The following is a 20,541-nucleotide window of genomic DNA, read 5'->3' on the forward strand; positions in this document are numbered from 1 at the left end:
TAATATTTCTATATCGTTTATAGTCCCAATTGTAACCCGCCAGAGATAGTGCGTATAGCAGGATATCGATAATAGGTTGATCCATTTACAGTCTGCTCAGGATCCATCCCGTTGTGTCCGTAAAAAGTGAATATGTTTTCTGCTAGTGCAAAGATCCGCAAGTTCCCTATTCCTATACGTGATAGGACGGATTGAGGGATTGTATATCCGATACTAACATTCTTCAAGCGAGCATATGTTCCACTATAGAGGAAGCGGGTAGAAGTAGACGTCCAACTCAAATTGTCGGTAGTCAAACGCGGCACATCGGTTTCTGTATTTTCAGGTGTCCAACGATTTAAGATCTCCTTGCTCCAAGCGCGACCGGGCGTATTCCCATTATGCATAATCATCAGATAATCATTATCTAAAACCTGTCCGCCGATACTAAAACTTAGCAATGCGGAAAAATCTACGCTTTTATAGGAAAAGCTGTTATTTATACCACCTACAAGCTTGGGTAGCGAACTCCCTTGTATGAATCGTCCTGCATCCCCATGAATCGAAGTCGTCTTGTTACTTCTGTTGCCTTCCTCATCGGCTAGGTACCATAATGGATTCCCGTTCTCTGGATCTACACCAGCCCATTCGGGGATATAAAAATCATAAATGGAACCTCCGATGCGCAAAAGTTTATTTCCCGCGTCTAACGGTTCGTTGTTTTCGGTTGGGAGATCCGTTATCTGGTTACGATAATGAGAGAAATTTATGTCTAGGTTCCACCGAAAATCCGAAGTTCTCACGGGTATCGTGCGTAAATCTATATCGAAACCTGTATTTTTCATAGAACCAATATTTGCATCATATCCAATATAGCCAGACGACGGTGGCAGCGGCATGGTAAATAGGAGGTCCTTACTTTGTCTGTTAAAATACTCCGCAGACAACGAGATCCGATTCTGGAGTATGGCAATATCCAAACCGAGATTTAAATTGAGATTTGTTTCCCATTTTAAATCTGGTGTAGGAAGGCGATTAGTTACTGTTCCTCCTCGACCTAAATTATTGGCTATCGTGTATAAACCTTGATGCGCATAGTATGTTCCAAGATTATCATTTCCCTGGCCACCGTAGCTTGCACGCAATGTCAGTTGGTTGATGAGTGTCTGGTCCTGGAAGAAGCTTTCTTCTGCTACTTTCCATGAGCCACCCACGGACCAAAACGTACCCCATCGACTTTCTGGTGCAAATCGAGACGAACCATCGGTCCGTAAAGAAACTGAAAGATGATAACGGTTTAGATAGTTATATTCTGCTCGTCCCAAAAAACTCAATAACCTATAATCGGAGGATGACCCTGTAAATGAATTCAATTGTGATGCAGCAATAGGCTCATAAAACCCGGGTAAAACGAAACGTTCACGATCTCCACTAATATTGGCTGAATGGAAATCATAATATTCGTGCCCCGCTAGTACGTTAAGGTGGTGGTCGTCAAATTGTTTGTCGAAAGTCAAGATGTTGTTCCAGGTTTGCGCTACAGTCCGTACATTGGATTTGTATACAGTTCCTCCACGCTCAGCTGAATTGCCGTAGATTGGGTTGGTATAATTGTGCGTATTGGAATTGATATAATCCACACTATAAGTCGATCTAAATTTTAGAGCTGGGTGCAGTATTGCCTCTAGGTATGCTCGGGTAGAAACGTTTTCTCGTAGAATATCATTTTTATCCAGTGGGAGGGATGCAGCTAAGTTGTTTCTTGGGGTAGCTCCACTGGGACGGTAATCCCCGAAGTCCCAGACTTTGTTATTGTGCGCATCTGTCTCGTAGCTGCCGTCCGGGTGGCGTTTGTAATAAGGATAAAAAGAAGGTACAAGCCGGGAGAAATTGATAATGTTTGCTGTGTTGCTGTCTTCTGATTGCGGATACTTTTGAAGTGAGCTACTTCCGGCAAAGTTAACCCCAGCATTCAGCCAAGGGCGCAGCTTCGCGTCGATGTTTGAACGTACATTATAGCGTCGATAACCAGATTCAATCGCGATTCCATTTTCATTCAGATAACCACCCGATATAAAATAGGTGTGGTTTTCGCCGCCACCGCTCAAATTAAGATCAGCTTGCGTGCGACTGCCTGTGCGTTGTAATACATCAGCCCAGTTATCGTTCCACAGGGGGCTCGCCCCGGCTACTAACTGCCCATCTAACCCGATGGGCTGGGAATAATCTGGTCCATACGGATTAATATTTAAATCGGTAAGCAAGGTACTACTGGCATTTCTGGCAGCCTGTTCCGGATTGAGGTTGCTGGAGAGGTTTTTATTGCGAAGTGCTTCCCAATACAGCATAAAATACTCGTCCGTTGTTACTTGTTCGTAATCGTTTACTGCTCGATTTGTTGCTCCTTGGGTAAAGTTGACGTTAATAGCTGCTTTTTCACCGGCTTGTCCGCTTTTCGTCGTGATGATAATGACACCATTTGCACCTCGCGAACCATAAAGTGCACTGGAGGCTGCATCCTTTAATACGCTGACGGATTGAATATCATTCGGATTGATGGCATTGATATCGCCCATATATGGGCTGCCATCGACTACATATAGCGGGTCAGCCGAAGCATTAATGGAACCTATTCCACGGATACGGATGGTAGCCCCTGTGCCAGGCTGTCCGGATGCAGCTACGGACTGTAGCCCAGGAACCTGTCCTTCAAAAGCTTTGGAGATATCGGAAACCTGCCGATTTTCAAGCTGTTTGTTGTTAATCGTGCTTACGGATCCCGTTATATTTCCTCTTCGCGATGTTCCATAAGCTACAACCACGACCTCGTCCAGATCTTTACTTGAAACTTCCAGAGATACGTTAATTGTAGAAGAGTTGATGGGGAGACGCTTAGTGTCGTACCCCAGATATGAAAATATCAGCTCGACAGCAGCATCGTCAATTGCTAGGTTATAATGTCCGTCTCCTTGGGTAGACGTGCTGTTTAGTTGACCGGAAACCTGAACGCTTACACCTACTAGCGGTTCTCCGGTAAACGCATCTGTTACGGTCCCTTCTATCGTGCGCGTCTGAGCACGGAGAGAGATAGAGAAGCTTAAAAGCAGCAAAAGTGTCAGATAAGCATAAAAACATATTGTAATTCTAGACATAAGTACGGCATTTAAAATTAAAATTGTTTGTTTCGGAACGAGAATTCTCTGGTGTTATAGACAGCCAGGTTTTTCCCGCTTCTTCTAATTTGCGGTGCAAATATAAATAATATATATAGAGTTGGTAGTCTTTATTTAAAGTTTGTTATGCAAACATCTTTTAGTTTATTAACGTTTGGAAGGTTGTCTTACGGTTTTTCGTTTTACAAAGGTGACGGAAACGTTGCCGGCAACGATTGCGCTTTTTTAATAGGTGATTAATTCGTGGATTGTCACCGAGATCGTTATCTTCATCAAGCTAATATATAAATCTAGTTGTTTATCTTTCTTTCAGAGAAGGACAAATAGCTGGCCAAGTTAAACAAACATATAAATTGTATTATGGTATCTATCCGGTATTTCTCTTCAAGTCATTTTTTCGATGATTAATCAAACCTCCTATTTACACACAATCAACGAAATATTTCATCTTACTTTACTTAAACAAAATCATTTATGAGGAAGTTCATATTTTTATTTTTTACCTTTCTTTCTAGCATGTATGCTATGGGACAGAATCGGCAGGTGACCGGAATTGTAAAGGACGAAGTCGGAATGCCTCTGGCCGGTGCGAGTGTTCGGTTAGCACAATCAACAATAGGTGCCAGTACAGATGCCGATGGCACGTTTAAATTGACAATTCCCGAAGAAGGGACACACTCACTTGTTGTCGATCTTATGGGATATAAATCGAAGACGATACCTATTGAAGGAACTGCCAGTCTTGATATTGTCTTAATAGTTGACGAAGCCTTAGCTTTGGACGAAGTGGTGGCGGTGGGATACGGAAGTGTCCGCAAGAAGGATCTTACTGGCGCCGTTGGTTCTGTCGGAGGCAAAGAGCTCCAGGAACGAGGAACGACCTCTGCCATGGAAGCGCTGCAGGGTACTGTGCCAGGAGTTGACATCAGTAGTACTTCTACACGCCCGGGCAGAACATTCAATATCCAGATCAGGGGACAAAATTCTATGCAAGGAGGGAATCCTTTGTATATCGTCGACGGTATTGCAACCGGTAACATTGATTTTCTAAACCCAGCGGACATCGAGAATATTGATGTGCTAAAAGATGCTTCGTCCACGGCGATATATGGATCAAGGGGGTCAAATGGTGTTGTGATCGTGACCACCAAGAATGCCGGGAGACCGGGAGATACCCGAACAACGGTAACTTATGATGGTTATTATGGTGTGCGGCAGTTAGCTAGAATCCCAGATTTTATGGATGGTAGAGAATGGGTCGATTTTCGTACTTCGGCGTTTTATACCTATGCTAACAACCAGTATTCGCTAGGCAATCAGAATACGATCCTACAGAATAGCCCACTATTGGAGTCACGTCTTTATAACGAACAGTACGAGGATTGGTTGGGGCTGGGGACGAAGACAGGGAGACAACAAAACCACTATTTGGGAATTGCCGGTGCAGCTGATAAACTGACTTATAATCTTGGTGTGGGCTATCAACAGGAAGTCGGCAACTTTTTGAAAGAAGATCTGAATCGATACACGTTGAAACTTTCAGTGGAACATAAAACGTCCGACTATTTTAGTACAGGGGCTAGCATCAATTTTGTGCACGGAATCAATAACTCGGGAAGTCAACATGGTTATCGTGACATCTTGCGTATGCCGCCCATTCTGTATGCCTATGACGATAGTGGTAACCTGATCGCACAACCTGGTATCGCGGCGTCCATTCAAGGTGACGGAAATTTCACGAGTTCGCCGAATCCGTTGAATGAAATTAATAGTGGTACGGAGGAAATCCGTCAATACGATTTACTATCGAATATTTTTGCAGAATTGCGCCCGATGGAGAATTTATCTATTCGCAGTACCTTCATGCCACGATTCAGTCGGATGCGGACAGGCCGTTATTATGGTATCGTCCCTGGGACGCGAAATCAGGATGTGTCGTATCAGGACAATATCGAAAATCTGGAGTGGACCTGGGATAACGTTATCAACTATAATACAGTTATGGGAAATGATCATAAACTAGACGTTTCGTTAATTCAAAGTGCTTACAAAACGAGAATTGAAGGTATTCAGGCTGGAGCTAATGATTTACCTTATCCGTCTCAGTGGTACAACCTGTTCAGTGGTGCGTTTGCCCCAAATCAATCGGGAACATCCTATGCAGAAACAAGTTTACTTTCTTTTGCAGCTCGGGCAAACTATGATTTCAAGGGACGTTACCTATTGACAGGGACTGTCCGTTATGATGGTAGCTCCAAGCTACGCAATAAATGGGCTGCATTCCCGTCAATGGCGGCCGCTTGGCGCATTTCAGAAGAGAATTTTATGCAAACTGCGTCATTCGTCAACGATTTGAAACTACGAGCGAGTCTTGGGTATTCGGGTAATAACAACGGTATTGAGCCGTTTGATAGCCAATTAACGCCCCGAACCAATACCGTTATTTGGTATGATTTTAACGGAACCCCGGTGAGAGGCTTTATGTCAGGACCTCCAATTAACCCGGTTATTACTTGGGAAAAGACGAGAGAACTAAATGTTGGGGTGGATTTCAGTTTGTTCAATCATCGGGTACGGGGTAACGTTGAGTTTTATGATAAGCTTTCCGACGGTTTATTGATGCAGCGTACATTGACGATTGAATCGGGTGTGCCTTGGATGATGGACAACATCGGTTCGGTCAGCAACCGTGGTGTGGAAGTCGGGTTGCACACGACGAATATCAGCCGCAACGACTGGGAATGGACAACCTCTTTTATGTTCTCCCATAACAAAAACAAGATCCAAAGCCTGTATGGAAAAAAAGAAGACGTAGTGGGGGAGACCCGCTTTATAGGACAGCCTATCGAAGTTATCTATGATTATCGGATTACAGGGTTATGGCGCATGGACCAACTGGAGGAAGCGGCTCGATACGGGCAACAGCCAGGACAGGCTATTGCGGCCGATACGGACGGTAACGGTCGGATAACACCGGCTGATCGCGTCATATTGGGATCACCTTACCCGGATTGGATCGGTAGCGTGACATCAAATCTGCGCTATAAAAACTGGGATCTTTCTGTTAACCTATATACACGTCAAGGCGTTTTCGTAGCGGATAGGTTTTTGGAAGAGTTTGGGCCACAAAATACCCAGCGCGGGCGGCCGAAGATCAGATATGATTATTATATTCCACCAGGTCTTCCACGCTATGATTGGAATAATTGGGATACGCATGCCGATGGAAGTCCGAAAGCTGTGTGGGGTGATAGTGGCCAAGGAAATGAAAACGCCAAGTATCCGCATCCACAAAACGTAGGTCCTTACTATGGTAATAATGGACGTTATACAGATGCATCTTTTGTCAAAATCAGAAACATTGTGGCGGGATATACTTTGCCTAGCGAAATTGTTTCTAAATGGAAAATGTCCTCGATGCGTATATATGCCAATATTTTGAATCCTTTTGTGTTTACAAAATATGAAGGTTGGGATCCGGAATATGCAACAACGGCGTTGAGCGACGGAAATGGACCAAGTAACGTAACGTATCAATTGGGGGTTAATGTCAGATTTTAAATTAAAAGAGAAAGTGATGAAAAAAACAATATTTGCATTATTGGTCAGTGTGTTTGCTTTGTCGGGATGTGAAAAGTTTCTCGAAGAAGATAACCGCGGAGGTATTACCAATGAGGAGTTTTATAAAACGGAAGCAGGCTACAAATCTATCGTCAACTCATCTTATGCTACCTTACGTACAACGTTCGGCCGGCAAGCACCCTGGCTTTTATTGGGGGGTACGGATATCTATCAAATGAACAGAGGATTTGATAACCGTGCTTTGATGGAATATACGCAGCTTTTTGCGGATAACGGAGATGTATTGACCTTTTATAGAAACTGCTATGAAGCCATACAGAATATCAACGTAGCGATATTTTATAACGATATCACCGAAGTAGATGAAGTCCAGCGGAAAACCTGGTTGGCTGAACTGAGATTTTTGCGCGCTTTTTACCACTTCACGTTAATCGAGCAGTTTGGCGGAATTGTTATCAACGATGAGCCGACCTTGGAGGAGCCACGGCTAAATCTTCCTCGCGCTTCGTTGGCTGAATCCTTCGACTTTGTGATTAGTGAAATGGAGGCCGCATTACCGGATTTGGGAAATGACCGCGCAAGAGTGAACCAGGCAGCTGCAAATCATTACCTAGCTAAGGCATATCTAACAAGAGGATGGGACTTAGATCAACGTGCTGATTTCGAAAAAGCGCAAGAATATGCAGAGGCAGCAATTGGTGGATATAGCATCAGCATTCCTTACGAAGAGTTATGGTCGCCATTGAATGAAATGAATGATGAGGTGCTATTTGCAGTACAATACGACGAAGAATCTATAGGAGATGTCAGTGAGGGAAACAATCAGCAGTCTTTGTTCGGCCCATATTTGGGTGGGGCGGAGCTGAACCATAAATATATGACCTCGCCGTTGATTCCGGCTTGGAGTTTGCATAACTTTTATGGAGAAAACGACGCCCGATACGACGCAACGTTTATGTTGACGATATATGATCAATATTTTGACTACTATGACGGTAATAAAGATAAAAATGAAATGCTAATCCGAGCCTATTATCCTCGGGTTTGGGGAAGGGAGTACACATCTGCCGATTCCTTAGCTTGGGTACAAGGAAAGGAACATCAGATTGCTTCTAATTTTCGGTATTATCCCTTTAAATATGATGAGCAAGAATACCGGGCTAATTACCAGTTGGATTTCGTGACGCCTGTGATCAAAAAGTTTGACAGTCCGAGTACCCGCGAGATATTTGGCACACATGTGAGCGTACGGGACATCGTATTGGCACGTAAAGCTGAAACCTATTTTCTTTATGCGGAAGCTAGCATTGGGTTAAACGACTTTGGTACAGCAGAGCAATACGTCCAGCACATTTTAGACCGTCCACAAAATGCTAAAGACGGAGGTATGCTTAAGCCATCACAAAGTATCGCCAACGCATCTAACCAAAGCGAAGCATTAGATGGATTGTTAATAGAAAGTGCGAAAGAGTTTGCAGGAGAATATCTGAGATGGGCTGAACTGAGACGTACTGGAAAACTGAAAGAACTGTGTGGGCGCTATAATTTTGACATCCGTCGGGTCGGTGCGGAAGAGGCTTTTCGGGGAACGGATGGACAAGATAAAATCTATCGTCCTATTCCACAAGCGGCAATTGATATTAATGAAGCCCAAGTTCTGCAAAATCCTGGCTACAATTAACGGCTATCGGAAAGAAAGCTATTCCGACTTAAGTCTCTTTGCTGAAAAGTAAAGAGACTTATTTCTTTTTTACATAGCGCTTGATGTTGCCCTCCTTAATGTATTCTAGTTCTCCTTCTTTACAGTAACCCGTGAGATAAACGGAGAATTTATTGCTCTCGCTTCTGTCGGATTCGAGTTTTTCGATAACTTCTGCGACACGTTTAGGCGTATGGAAGAAATCACTGTTATTGACGAGTTCGTCAAGTTTTTTAGTGATATCGATTCGACGTTTTGTTGACGGGGGCAATATGTAGAGCGGGGTTAAATCAATATCATTCACAAAAATAGCTTTGGGCTGGATTTTAAGTGCGCGACAAATAAGCAAGAAATTATTTAGTGTAGAACCCTTCCCTTTTTCTAAGGCAGAAACGGTGTTGACAGTAAGCCCTGTCATGTTAGCGATGTCGTTCTGCGAGAAAGACAATGCTTCACGTCGGGCACGAAGTTCGGCACCGATGCTAATAAGTATATCCCCGTTGATGCGTAGCACATCACAAATAGAGTTATTGTTTGCGCAAATTTTGTACAAATAAAGTTTATTAAATATTTGCTTTAAATAGAAAATGTTGTATATTTGAAGTGTATAGCCAATGTGACGTACATTGCATCCGGATATGGATTGTTTCTTTGCGCATGGAGACCGTTAAAAAATAGCAGAAAAGAGATTTATTTAATTGATGGCACACAGCCCGGTATAAAAGGAAGAAGCACATAGGCTTTCCTACCACTGCGGAAACCAATAAGGTCCCCAACTTACGCAGCCTCGTTACAAAAATCCGCTAAGTATACACGTCATACGGGGCTGTTGTAAGTTGTTAAAAAAAATAGGGAGCATCGCTCCCTATTTTTTATTTTATACTATTTATACTATTTTTTCTTTCCTTTTTTAGGAGCATCTACGGCTTCTTTAAGGGCTTTACCAGCAGTGAATTTAGGAAGTTTTTTCGCAGCTATTTTGATAGTCGCTCCAGTTTGCGGGTTTCTACCATTTCGAGCAGCACGATCGGATATACCAAAAGTTCCAAAACCAATTAAAGTAACGTTTTCGCCTTTTGATAAGGATGAAGACACCGCCCCCGTAAAACTGTTGACGGCTTTCTCTGCTTGTGACTGCGTAATTCCAGCCTCGCTGGCAATATGCTTAATCAAATCTGTTTTGTTCATTATTATTCAAGTTTAAGATTTATAGTGTACGTACCAATTCTATGCCACAAATATAAATTTTAGATAACAACATTAACTTTTTATATTCTCGTTTGAAGTATGTGCTAGACATGCTTTTTAACGGTTTATATCCGGTTCTTCTATAGTTGCATACTAGGTGTATCCTTACTTTCGATTCGAATATAAATATAATATCGTTTAAACCAAAATTAATGCTTAAAGAATAATAATTTTTTTTCTTTTTCCTGAAAAATTAAACTCTTGAAGGAGAACTACATCGTCGATCGCATAAAATCAAATGCTCCCTGTCGTAGATTTATTCCGTATTCGAGATAAGCTTTTAGACAAGCTAAAAAATTTGCCCATCCCTCCGTTTGGCCTTTTACGCGTTCAATTCCTTCTATGGTATTATCCATTTCGTGTTCAATAACCTTTACAACAGTGGATTGATTATCACTTTCCGTCAAAAATATTTCCACAAGTTGATTCTCGAGCCCACCGCTCCAATCAAATGAGATATAGCTGGAGGATGTGATTTCTTTGCCTGTTACAGGAAAACGCTCAGGAAACTCAGGAAACAACCATTCAACCGTGACACCCTTTTCTAATTTCCCTGTAGCATCTGCTATAAAGTAGCCGTTCATTTTTTCTGGTTTAATAATCGCATCGAAAACCTCGGCAATAGGTTTTTGTATTTGAATTTTGGCTGTGGCAGTAAGTTTCATAAAAGCGTTTATTAATTGCTACATTGCTTTATTGCCTTCATAGTGAATCATCCAAGCGATACCAAACTGATCCACGAAAGAAGAAAACAACTCCGCAAAAAATGTTTCTCCTAAATCCATTTCCATTGTTTGCGCATTTACGCTGAGTTTATCATGTAGCATCTGAGCTTGTTCTGGCGAGTCGGTGTCCAACATAATATAGTTGGAGGTGCCAAACACTGCTTTCTGACCAAAACTCTCGATGCAGTCTGAGCCCATAATCATGGCATGTTCATTAATCCGTAGAGCCGTATGCATGATTTTGTTTCTATCTGTTTCGGGAACCGTAAAATTGGGGTCCGCCGGCATATCTCCAAATCGGTGAATCCCTAGAAATGGACCACCAAAAACAGTTTGGTAAAACTGAAAAGCTTCCTCGCAGTTTCCATTAAAGTTAAGGTAAGCGTGTAGTTTTGTCATGATATTATTATTATAGGTGAGATATTATAAATTATCTTTTTGTTGTGACTTTATTGCTTTCTTATGTAGTCAAATATAAAAGGCTCAAAGAAGGAATGTCTTATCATAAGACAAGAAAAGAATGCGATAGCAGTAAGGATTTGAGGCGGGCCATATGTGCCTGCCTCAAATCTACTTTTAAAATGTGACCGGCTTGCCGGTATTTAAGCCGTTGTTTTTTGCTAATACACCGCACAAATGGAATAGTAAACGTGCTCCCACGTTTCCATCCCATTCATCGGTTTCGCCCGGTGCCACTTCGACCAAGTCAACTCCGACGATATGCTTGCCGGAATTAGCTAACGCACTCAGCATATAAGTCACCTGCTCGTATGATAGCCCTCCTGGTACGGGTGTTCCGGTGTTTGGACAATACCAACGATACAATGCATCAATATCAAAACTCACGGCAACATGGTGAGGAAGCAAATCGATTATTTCATTTACTTGTTGTTGCCATGATTGGCCTTCAAATTGTCTTGCTTTGAGATCTGTGTCTGTAAAAACATGTATTTTGGCAGAGGATTTCGCAATAGAAACCTCTTGTTCACAAAAATCACGTATTCCCACTTGGATCAATTTGCTGACCTGAGGCAATTGAATAGCATTGTACATAATAGAGGCATGTGAATAGGTAAATCCTTCATAGGCAACGCGTAGGTCCATGTGAGCATCAAAATGAAGAATCCCGAAATTATCGTATTTATCTGCTAACGCACGGTAATAGCCCAAAGGGGTAGAGTGATCACCTCCAAGTAGGACGACCCTTTTTCCTTTTGCTAGCCAATTTGACACACGCTCATGTAGAGCTTTGTTCAGGGTCTCACAAGCTTCATTGATAATAGCCAAATCTGCCTGTAAACCTGGGGTTTGTTTAATATCTTTCCCCGCTTCTAATGCTTCAATAACGGGCTGCGCTAACTTTTTATATCGTTTGCTGTTGGCTAACCATTGTTCGGGTGCTTGGTCCATGTAGATGCCGAGTTTCCATAAATCGGGAAATTCCTGATGAAGTAAATCTACTTGGAAAGATGCTTCCATAATAGCTTCTGGACCTAATGATGCCCCTTCGCCGTAGCTTACGGTTACTTCCCAAGGTACAGGTACGACGATAATTTCGCTTTCGTCGGCAGTAAACGGTAGGCCATAAATGCTGGCATCAGCTAATCCTGGCTGCGACGGATCAAAATCTGCTATTTTCTGTTCTTTTGTAGACATGGTAATGTTCTGATTTTCTTGTAAAGATAATAGAAAGTTTTTTCCTCGGATTCGGGGAAAAGATATTTTTTATTGATGTGTTTAAAAAACAAAATAGATACATTAACTTAACAACATATTAATATTGTATTTAGTAATATTGTACATTATTAAATCATAATCGACACCATCAAAATTATCATCTGTGAGATACGGAGCTATAGATATCGGATCTAACGCCGTTAGATTATTAATTGCGGAAGTGAATACGGAAACAAAGCCAGTTCAGTTTAAAAAAGAAGCGCTTATTCGAGTACCCTTACGTCTAGGAGACGATGCGTTTATAGATCAGCATATATCAAAGCCGAAATTTGATAATATGGTGAAAACTATGCAAGCTTTTCGTAATCTCATGGATGTCTACCGTGTTTCTGACTATATGGCTTGTGCGACTTCTGCCATGCGGGACGCGAACAACGGAGCAGATATAGCGGCGGCGTGTAAAAAAGTAGGGATTGACATCCAAATTATAGGCGGTAGCCACGAAGCCAAAATAATCTATAATAGCCACCTCCAAGATAAGATGGATACCGGTAGGGTGTATCTCTATATTGATGTTGGGGGAGGGAGCACGGAGATTTCTCTTTTTGCAAATGGGAAGTTAGTCGCTTCACAGTCTTTTAATCTGGGAACTATTCGTATATTGGATAACCAAGATAAACCTGAAACTTGGGAAAATATGAAATTATGGATAAAGGAGCACACAAAAGCATATAAACATATATATGGTATCGGAACAGGAGGGAATATAAATAAACTTTCAAGGATTGCCAATGATAAAGCTGACAAGCCGATGTCCTATGCAAAGCTTAGGGCAATTTATCAGCATTTGAATGCGTATTCCCTAAAAGATCGTATTCATGTGTTGGGATTAAAGCAAGATAGGGCAGATGTTATTATTCCGGCCGCGGAGATTTTTCTGACCATAATGAAAGTAGCGCGATTAAAGAATATTGTAGCACCGAGGGTCGGTTTAGTTGATGGTATTATTCAGACTTTGATAGACAATAACTTAGCAAAATAAAGTGTAAAATTCGGTAAAAACCTTTCTCTAATGAGTTAAAAAGCATTACTTTTGTTCACGCAATGCCCAGGTGGCGAAATTGGTAGACGCACCATCTTGAGGGGGTGGCGCTCGCAAGGGCGTGGCAGTTCGAATCTGCTCCTGGGCACTATATTGATAAGAGAGGCTTACATCATTGAGCCTCTCTTATTTTTTTAATAATTTATGCCTGTACTCCCGTAGTGTGCAACATAAAGTTGTGTAACTCAATATTCTTGATGAACGGTTTTAAATCTTCACTACCAGGGCCGTACATCGCTAATTCTACATAATCAGCAGAGTGATCCATGGAAGCCCAGCCGATAGACAAGTGCTTTCTTTGATATTGGGCAAGTTGTTGGAACGGCAACCGTCTAGGATTGTAAAGCCCTTCACCGTCTAACTGTTCATAATGGCTCAATAACGCTTTCGCTTCATCCGTCGCAATCGCATAACCTTGTGCGAATTCTATACGCTCGATCAGACGTGCAGCGGAGTAGCTTTGGTCTACACCGTTCAATATCCAATCATTAGTATGCTTAAATGTTTGTATACGATCAAAGTTGTTATTGGCATCAGCTCCAGAGAACAGCCCTGGGTTGGCATTACCATGATCGGTCGTAATGATTACTAAAGTTTCTTTATCCGCTTCCGCAAATGCAATTGCTTCGCCTACGGCATCATCAAACGCTAACTGGTCGTAAATGAGCCCACCCGGATCGTTCGCATGTGCTGCCCAGTCGACTTTGCCGCCTTCGACCTGCAGTACAAAACCGTTTTTGTTCTTTTTTAGTTGTTGGATAGCTGTTTTTGTCATCTCCGCCAAGCTCGGTGTTTTGGCCGTGAGTACAGCATCATTTTCTCGATCCAGCGCATAAGGCAGACCACCGTCATGAAAAACACCCATAATTGGCTTGTTCTCTTGGAAGGTAAGCTTATTCATGTCATCGCGGTTTTTCAAAACGGTGAAGCCAGCCTGCTGATATTTTGTGAAAAGGTCTTGCTTGTCAGATCGCTTATTAGCACCAAAAAATTCCTGTCCGCCACCCATCATGACGTCAAAACCTAAATCCATATACTGGAGCGCAATAGCGGGTTCGGCCGACCGCTTTGCGCTATTCACACAGAAACCTGCTGGCGTAGCGTGGGTGATGGTTACACTTGTTACACAGCCAACGGATTTTCCGGCAGTTTTAAATTTTTGTAGAATAGGTTTGTTGAACGATCCATCGGCGTTAACATTGAGGGAACCGTTTGGTACCCGAACGCCACCACCCCAAGAGGAACTTGCCGCCGCAGAGTCTGTAATCAGCGAATTCGCGGAAGCTGTATCCATCAATGCGCGACGCACTTTATTATGCGAATAAAGTGATAACCAGTTGCTTTTACGGCCTTCTTTACGTTGGCGCATCATGTCAGCCATGTTTAATGTGCCGATACTCATACCGTCACTTACCATAAATATAATATTTTTGGCCCTACCAGCGTTTACTAACGTTTCATCAGTAAAACGTCCGGCGAAAGAAGAAAAAGGGGATAAAACCGAAGCGCCTATAGCGCCTAATGCGGTTTTTTTAAAAAAATCTCTACGTCTCATGTATTCTTATGTACTTTATTCGGTGCCCTTCGAGAGATGGACAAATCAAGACACAAAGCTAGGTGATTTGAGGAAAGCGGGTGTTCTCTTTAGTTTAATTTATTGTTAATTATTTGTAGGCTGTTGCTTTTGTGTTGCAATTGTCGAGAGCTGTCCTCTTCAAGCACACCTATTCGTTGTATATCGCCATAATAGGGACGTCTATGCTACGTAGCAAATCTTGCGTGAGACTGAATGAAAAAAGACGTTGGTAGAAATTTCGCTTGTGGTTAACCAGGCAAACCATATCAATATTATTGGTTTTACAATAGTCAGCAAGAGAAGCCTTTAAATTGATTGTGTCAATAGACTGGAAATGTACATCTTCTTTGGTGCCGTTAAAATGCAGCGACTCTTTAAATCGGTCCATTAGTGGTACGATGGATTCGCCGTGTGCTAAATCAAAGTGCAATACATGTAGTTTCGCTTCAAATTCTTCACATATTTTTACGATTTGAGCGAGGGGGCCTTTCTCATCTTCTCTATAATCTACCAAAAAAACAATATTATTGATGTCGCCATCGAAAGACGCCCGTTCGGGGATAGCAATGACCGGCTTGTTGATTTCTTCGAGAATAACAGAGGTGTTTGTTTTCATAAAAACGTCAAACATTCCCATTTTTATGGCTTGTGTCCCCATCATAACTAGCTCTATCTTATCTTCCTTACGTCGAACATAGGCTTTGAAAGTCTCTATAAACGGACCTTCCTCTACGACATATTTAACTTTGACACCTTCCCGATTAGCATACAGCTTATCAATTAGTTTCTCAAATGGGGGGAACTTATCTTTTTTAGAACGGAAGTTTTCAATATCGACTTTTTCATATATCGCTTGGGTTTCCTCATCAATTTCTGCTCCAGGCAGAAAGCAGTGATAAACGATTAGCTTCACCTGAATTTTTTCTGCATATTTAAGGGCATAATCGAATGCATTGAGGGATGCTTGAGAAAAATCAGTTGGGAAGAGTATGCTTTTCATAATAATGTTAGATAAAGATTTATAAGTTCGTTTTTTTAATCGTTTTTCGCTACCTCGCTGCGAGGTAACGAACCATATACACGAGAACAATACTGACGATCAAACCAATAATCACTTTTACTAAATCCATGCCAAGGTTTCTAAACATGGCTTTACGATTTTCTTTTTTTCGCAACATGAAGTTGATTGCGATTTCCCGTCCGGCCAAAATACCGATAAACACCCAGGTTGTACTCATCGGAACGTTGTTCAGTTCTTTAAAGAAGAACAGGATAATACCGTAGGCAAAATCGATGATAGTTGCCGAACGGATATCAACCGTGTTGGTCTTAGACCGTACAATATTTTGAATGGCGCCACCTCTCGTTGCGATAATGTAAGCCAATAAACCAAGTAGTACGACAAGAGACAAGGCAAGTTGCCACCCATTGAGATTTCTCGGAAGATATACGTAAATATTTGCAAAATCCTGTATTAGCCATTGCGACCAAAGGAAACCGGTAGATCCCCATTGGAGTGCTGTCCAAACCTCGGTTTGCCGGCGGGTAATTGGATTTTCGATAAATTTTCGCTCCAATATCTTTGAAATGGCTAAGTACAGGACGATCGCTGCTCCAAAGGCTACAGCATAACCAGAAACTGACTTTAGCACCATTTTGTTCAGATTTTCGGGGTTAAAAAAAGTAAGTATAAGAAAGGAGGTACTAACCGGAATACCCGTTCGGGTAAGGAGCATCAGGATAACGGGCGGCAGCAAGAAATACCACGCGAAGGGATCTGGCAATGGATATTTTTCGAGTCTACCGTAGGAAACATCACCATTGTAGTTTATATATCCAATGATGAGGGTGATTGATAATATACCTCCAGCGAACAGCCATAATACCCACCATTTTTTTCGTTCATTGGAACTTAAAAATGTACCTAACGTCTGTATAGTATCGTTACCAACGACGGAATAAGCGGCCAATACGAAACCCAAGTACATTACTATTGCAGAAATATCCATCTTGCTTGTATTTATATTACGGGTGGCAAGTGACACAATTTATGTTAACTTACTGTTAACTTTATGTTGTTTTTTTGTGTTTTGCTGTGAGTCACGACAACTGAGCAATAACGTATGTGCGAAGGGACATGCTAACTTAATGGCATCACAAGTTATTCGCCTTGACCGTGATTTCGGCGATGTCAAGAATCTCGATTTGTTCTTCCTTTTCTTTGGTTTTGACTCCATCCCGTAGCATTGTCATACAGAACGGACAAGCGGCAGCAACGATGGTCGCCCCCGATTCAATGACATCTTCCACACGTTCGACGTTGATGTCTTTTTTGCCCCGTTCAGGTTCTTTGAACATTTGTGCTCCACCTGCGCCACAACACAATCCGTTGCTCCTACAGCGTTTTAGTTCGACCAAATCTGCGTCAAGCACTTCCAATACTTGTCGGGGCGCTTCATAGACTTCATTGGCACGACCTAAATAACAAGGATCGTGGTAGGTGATGCGTTTTCCTTTAAATTCGTTTCCATCGGCGGGTTTGAGTTTTCCTTCGGCTATCATCGACTGGATGAGTTGGGTGTGATGAATAACTTCGAAATTCCCACCTAAATCAGGATATTCATTTTTAATTGTATTGAAGCAATGTGGGCAGGCTGTGACGATTTTCGTTATTTCGTATCCATTTAATACCTCTATATTCATCATTGCCTGCATTTGAAAGAGAAACTCGTTTCCGGCTCTTTTTGCCGGATCGCCCGTACAATTTTCTTCTATACCCAAAATGGCGTATTTAACACCTACGTGCTGTAAAATTTTACAGATGGATTTTGTGATACGTTGAGCACGTTCATCGAAACTGCCGGCACATCCGACCCAAAACAAAATATCTGGACGTTCGCCTTTTGCTGCCATTTCTGCTACAGTAGGAATATGAAAAGTTGTTTCCATGAGCTTTTTTATTGATTTATCCAGTTAGCGCGATCGGCTTGCGCGTATTTCCAAGGTGCCCCGTTATTTTCCAAGTTGCCAAACATCGCGTTAATATTTGCAGGAGCCCTTGATTCTTCCATCACAGCGTACTGGCGTAATCCAATAATAATTTCCAAAGGATCGATATTAACGGGACATGCTTCCACACAGGCGTTGCACGTTGTGCATGCCCATATCTCCTCTCTCATGATATAGGTATCGATCAATGACTTGTTATCGTCTTGAAAATCTCCGTTTTTCACTATATTTTGCCCTACTTCCGCTAACCGGTCACGCGTGTCCATCATGATTTTACGAGGTGACAATAGCTTACCTGTGATATTGGCAGGACAAGCTGCGGTACAACGGCCACATTCGGTGCAGGTATATGCATCTAATAGGTTCTTCCAAGTTAGATCTTGTACATCCTTAACACCAAACCGGCTAACTTCGCCTGTAGGTGGCGGGATTGACGGATTTAGCATCGCCTTCACTTCGTTGGTTACAGTGGGCATATTGTTAAATTTACCTTTTGGTTCCAACTTTGAAAAATAAGTATTCGGGAATGCTAGAATAATATGCAAATGCTTTGATATAGGGAGGTAGTTTAAGAAAGCTAATACGCCGATAATATGAAACCACCAAGAGAACCGCTCTAGTGCTACCAACGTAGAAGCAGATTCAGGCAATAGCGGAAGTAAAAATTGACTTACTGGAAACGCGCCTGCATGGTGATAGTCCGGATGACTAAGTTGTTGAAGTCTAAAGTCGGCAGCATTCATGAAAAGAAATGCCGTCATAAGTAGTATTTCCGCAATTAAGATAAGATTAGCATCTGTCCTTGGCCAGTTTTTAAGCTCTCTGCCACCAAAACGGTAGATACGCAGCGCGTTCCGTCTAATAAGAAAAATAACACAGCTAAGCAGCACAGCGAAAGCTAGCCACTCGAAGCTATATATAAGTCCGCTATAAGCCGCTCCTAAAGGAGAAAACACCCGATGTGTACCGAATAATCCATCGATAACGATTTCAAGCATCTCAATATTGATAATGCAGAAACCTAAATATACACATAGATGCAATAGGGCGGGAAGGGGCTTCTTGAACATCTTTTTTTGTCCGAAAGCAACCAGAAGCATCAGTTTCAAGCGTTCGATCGGTCTGTCGCTCCGATCTACAGCTTTGCCGAGCTTAATATTTTTATAGATGCGGCGAGTGTTTCTAGCGAAAATCACTACAGCGACTGTGAACAAACAAAAGAAGATGATTTGACCCATCATAACTATTTTTTAGTTGGTTTCTATACAAATATAACGATACGGTTTATACTATGTTAGCATAATACATATTTGGAAAGATTAAAAATAGCGGGTTTTATAGTTTGCTCTCTTTTTTTACTTTACGCTTGGTGTTGATGACTTTAGCAGCCTGTGTAATAGCATATTGACCCTCCAGGTACTTCACAATCTCGCTGGCGATATCTTTTCCCGTAGCCGTTTCAATACCTTCTAATCCTGGCGATGAATTGACTTCGAGGATGAGCGGCCCACGCGCGGAGGGGAGCATATCTACACCAGCTACTGTAAGTCCCATGGCTTTTGCTGCGGACACAGCTGTCTGCTTTTCCGTGCGTGTTAGTTTAACGATTTCGGCACTTCCGCCGCGGTGGAGATTCGAACGGAATTCACCTTCCTTAGCTGTGCGTTTCATGGCACCTACTACCTTTCCATCCACAACGAATGCCCGGATATCTGTTCCTTTCGCTTCTTTAATATACTCCTGTATCAGAATATTGTTGCCCAGCCCATAAAATGCTTCGATAACCGAAGAGGCAGCTTTTTTTGTTTCTGCTAATACCACGCCTATACCCTGGGTGCCTTCCAATAGTTTAATGACTAACGGAGCACCACCGACCATATTGATCAGGTCGTCCACATCGGAAACAGAACGTGCAAAACCAGTAATTGGAAGGCCGAGACCTGCACCCGACAAAATTTGCATGCAACGTAGTTTATCGCGAGAACGGGTGATTGCCTGACTCGGATTTGCAGACACAACGTTCATTACCTCAAACTGACGCACAATCGCAGAACCGTAGAATGTCAACGACGAACCGATCCGTGGGATAATGGCGTCGATATGGGATAAATCTTGCCCTTTGTAATGAATAGTAGGTTTTCCTTGTTGGATACCCACGTAGCATTTGCTGTGATCTATAACTACGCAATGGTGCCCTCGGAATTGAACGGCTTCGACCAGACGTTTAGTCGAATAGAGGTTTTTGTTTGTTGATAATACAGCAATATTCACTGAAAGTATTTTTTAAAGGTAAAACAGATGAGTCTAAGATAAGTTTTGGAGTACCACTATATATTCTTTGCCAGGTGGTCTTGTGACACATCAACCAAGAATTTGCCACTAACGAAGTTTCTTCCAAGTAACATAGGGTAAGACATCGCAGAACGGTCCCGAACGGATAATTTGATATCAAATAGCTTGTTGAATAATTTTATCTTTGTTATGAAAATATGTCGTGTTTCGGATTGTCCGAAAGAGCTTTTCACCACACGTTCCCGATGGATGAGAAAGGTAAAGTCTGGGTGTCCTTGGATAGTACATCGGATATAGCGATGCCCATTTTTTTCAAAAATTTCAAACCGGTTGCAATGTAATACAGAAGTGTCTGCACCCGTATCCACTTTTGCACAAATGTTGTAGAGCCCCAGTTCGGGGAGATCTACTGTTTCTATGCGGCCTATGATACGTTTCTCTTGCATTACTTATCACGATTTCCCGTTTTTTATCAGCAC

General features: G+C 42.1%; 16 protein-coding genes and 1 tRNA gene. 4 read left to right on the top strand and 13 right to left on the bottom strand.

Annotated elements, in window-relative coordinates; genetic code table 11:
- Positions 1–17: 17 nt before the first annotated feature.
- A complete protein-coding gene (locus C5749_RS00985) occupies positions 18–3,131 on the bottom strand; it encodes a SusC/RagA family TonB-linked outer membrane protein (RefSeq protein ID WP_105722188.1) in 3,114 nt (1,037 codons plus the stop codon).
- 495 nt (positions 3,132–3,626) lie between these two features.
- Between C5749_RS00985 and C5749_RS00990 the strand changes: the two genes are divergently transcribed.
- Both C5749_RS00990 and C5749_RS00995 read left to right on the top strand, forming a co-directional pair.
- Positions 3,627–6,713 (top strand): SusC/RagA family TonB-linked outer membrane protein, encoded by a 3,087-nt coding sequence (locus C5749_RS00990; protein WP_105722190.1) that lies wholly within the window; start codon positions 3,627–3,629, stop codon positions 6,711–6,713.
- A 16-nt stretch (positions 6,714–6,729) separates the two neighbouring features.
- Positions 6,730–8,415 carry a RagB/SusD family nutrient uptake outer membrane protein gene (locus tag C5749_RS00995; protein ID WP_181151233.1) on the top strand — a complete coding sequence of 562 codons (1,686 nt, stop codon included), beginning with the start codon at positions 6,730–6,732 and terminating at the stop codon, positions 8,413–8,415.
- Between the two features lie 58 nt (positions 8,416–8,473).
- Here C5749_RS00995 and C5749_RS01000 read toward each other — a convergent pair whose 3' ends face one another.
- From C5749_RS01000 to C5749_RS01020, 5 genes are all read right to left on the bottom strand, one after another.
- Complete coding sequence (locus C5749_RS01000) at positions 8,474–8,947, bottom strand: helix-turn-helix domain-containing protein (protein WP_181151234.1); 474 nt, start codon at positions 8,945–8,947, stop codon at positions 8,474–8,476.
- A gap of 377 nt (positions 8,948–9,324) precedes the next feature.
- On the bottom strand, positions 9,325–9,621 hold the full coding sequence (locus C5749_RS01005) for an HU family DNA-binding protein (RefSeq protein ID WP_105716714.1): 297 nt from the start codon (positions 9,619–9,621) through the stop codon (positions 9,325–9,327).
- Positions 9,622–9,893: 272 nt separating this feature from the next.
- Positions 9,894–10,346 carry an SRPBCC domain-containing protein gene (locus tag C5749_RS01010; RefSeq protein WP_105722196.1) on the bottom strand — a complete coding sequence of 151 codons (453 nt, stop codon included), beginning with the start codon at positions 10,344–10,346 and terminating at the stop codon, positions 9,894–9,896.
- 18 nt (positions 10,347–10,364) lie between these two features.
- Positions 10,365–10,805 carry a VOC family protein gene (locus C5749_RS01015; RefSeq protein ID WP_105722198.1) on the bottom strand — a complete coding sequence of 147 codons (441 nt, stop codon included), beginning with the start codon at positions 10,803–10,805 and terminating at the stop codon, positions 10,365–10,367.
- A 177-nt stretch (positions 10,806–10,982) separates the two neighbouring features.
- Positions 10,983–12,062 (bottom strand): agmatinase family protein, encoded by a 1,080-nt coding sequence (locus tag C5749_RS01020; RefSeq protein WP_105722200.1) that lies wholly within the window; start codon positions 12,060–12,062, stop codon positions 10,983–10,985.
- A gap of 184 nt (positions 12,063–12,246) precedes the next feature.
- Between C5749_RS01020 and C5749_RS01025 the strand changes: the two genes are divergently transcribed.
- Positions 12,247–13,125, top strand: a complete 879-nt coding sequence (locus C5749_RS01025; RefSeq protein ID WP_105722202.1) for a Ppx/GppA phosphatase family protein — start codon at positions 12,247–12,249, stop codon at positions 13,123–13,125.
- A gap of 64 nt (positions 13,126–13,189) precedes the next feature.
- Positions 13,190–13,273: transfer RNA gene (locus tag C5749_RS01030), tRNA-Leu, on the top strand.
- Between the two features lie 54 nt (positions 13,274–13,327).
- On the opposite strand, the gene C5749_RS01035 is transcribed toward C5749_RS01030, so the two are convergent.
- From C5749_RS01035 to C5749_RS01065, 7 genes are all read right to left on the bottom strand, one after another.
- Positions 13,328–14,740, bottom strand: a complete 1,413-nt coding sequence (locus tag C5749_RS01035; RefSeq protein WP_105722204.1) for an alkaline phosphatase — start codon at positions 14,738–14,740, stop codon at positions 13,328–13,330.
- Between the two features lie 169 nt (positions 14,741–14,909).
- Entirely contained in the window at positions 14,910–15,761 is an 852-nt protein-coding gene (locus C5749_RS01040) for a universal stress protein (RefSeq protein ID WP_105722206.1), read from the bottom strand.
- A 49-nt stretch (positions 15,762–15,810) separates the two neighbouring features.
- Positions 15,811–16,770: a hypothetical protein gene (locus C5749_RS01045; RefSeq protein WP_105722207.1), complete on the bottom strand. Its 960-nt coding sequence runs from the start codon at positions 16,768–16,770 to the stop codon at positions 15,811–15,813.
- A gap of 145 nt (positions 16,771–16,915) precedes the next feature.
- On the bottom strand, positions 16,916–17,710 hold the full coding sequence (locus C5749_RS01050) for a (Fe-S)-binding protein (RefSeq protein WP_105722209.1): 795 nt from the start codon (positions 17,708–17,710) through the stop codon (positions 16,916–16,918).
- Positions 17,711–17,718: 8 nt separating this feature from the next.
- On the bottom strand, positions 17,719–19,011 hold the full coding sequence (locus C5749_RS01055; RefSeq protein ID WP_105722211.1) for a 4Fe-4S dicluster domain-containing protein: 1,293 nt from the start codon (positions 19,009–19,011) through the stop codon (positions 17,719–17,721).
- A gap of 94 nt (positions 19,012–19,105) precedes the next feature.
- Positions 19,106–20,041 (bottom strand): 30S ribosomal protein S6--L-glutamate ligase, encoded by a 936-nt coding sequence (gene rimK, locus C5749_RS01060; protein WP_105722213.1) that lies wholly within the window; start codon positions 20,039–20,041, stop codon positions 19,106–19,108.
- Positions 20,042–20,097: 56 nt separating this feature from the next.
- Positions 20,098–20,508 carry an ATP-dependent zinc protease family protein gene (locus tag C5749_RS01065; protein ID WP_105722215.1) on the bottom strand — a complete coding sequence of 137 codons (411 nt, stop codon included), beginning with the start codon at positions 20,506–20,508 and terminating at the stop codon, positions 20,098–20,100.
- Positions 20,509–20,541 lie beyond the last annotated feature (33 nt).

It is taken from the genome of Sphingobacterium gobiense, from assembly GCF_002980575.1.
GTDB lineage: Bacteria > Bacteroidota > Bacteroidia > Sphingobacteriales > Sphingobacteriaceae > Sphingobacterium > Sphingobacterium gobiense.

What these genes read in the sequence shown, in the direction of transcription:
- C5749_RS01005 (WP_105716714.1), bottom strand. Translation starts at nt 9,621, where the DNA reads ATGAACAAAACAGATTTGATTAAGCATATTGCCAGCGAGGCTGGAATT.
- C5749_RS01045 (WP_105722207.1), bottom strand. Translation starts at nt 16,770, where the DNA reads ATGGATATTTCTGCAATAGTAATGTACTTGGGTTTCGTATTGGCCGCT.
- C5749_RS01010 (WP_105722196.1), bottom strand. Translation starts at nt 10,346, where the DNA reads ATGAAACTTACTGCCACAGCCAAAATTCAAATACAAAAACCTATTGCC.
- C5749_RS01040 (WP_105722206.1), bottom strand. Translation starts at nt 15,761, where the DNA reads ATGAAAAGCATACTCTTCCCAACTGATTTTTCTCAAGCATCCCTCAAT.
- C5749_RS00995 (WP_181151233.1), top strand. Translation starts at nt 6,730, where the DNA reads ATGAAAAAAACAATATTTGCATTATTGGTCAGTGTGTTTGCTTTGTCG.
- C5749_RS01020 (WP_105722200.1), bottom strand. Translation starts at nt 12,062, where the DNA reads ATGTCTACAAAAGAACAGAAAATAGCAGATTTTGATCCGTCGCAGCCA.
- C5749_RS01035 (WP_105722204.1), bottom strand. Translation starts at nt 14,740, where the DNA reads ATGAGACGTAGAGATTTTTTTAAAAAAACCGCATTAGGCGCTATAGGC.
- C5749_RS00990 (WP_105722190.1), top strand. Translation starts at nt 3,627, where the DNA reads ATGAGGAAGTTCATATTTTTATTTTTTACCTTTCTTTCTAGCATGTAT.
- C5749_RS01065 (WP_105722215.1), bottom strand. Translation starts at nt 20,508, where the DNA reads ATGCAAGAGAAACGTATCATAGGCCGCATAGAAACAGTAGATCTCCCC.
- C5749_RS01015 (WP_105722198.1), bottom strand. Translation starts at nt 10,805, where the DNA reads ATGACAAAACTACACGCTTACCTTAACTTTAATGGAAACTGCGAGGAA.
- C5749_RS00985 (WP_105722188.1), bottom strand. Translation starts at nt 3,131, where the DNA reads ATGTCTAGAATTACAATATGTTTTTATGCTTATCTGACACTTTTGCTG.
- C5749_RS01055 (WP_105722211.1), bottom strand. Translation starts at nt 19,011, where the DNA reads ATGATGGGTCAAATCATCTTCTTTTGTTTGTTCACAGTCGCTGTAGTG.
- C5749_RS01050 (WP_105722209.1), bottom strand. Translation starts at nt 17,710, where the DNA reads ATGGAAACAACTTTTCATATTCCTACTGTAGCAGAAATGGCAGCAAAA.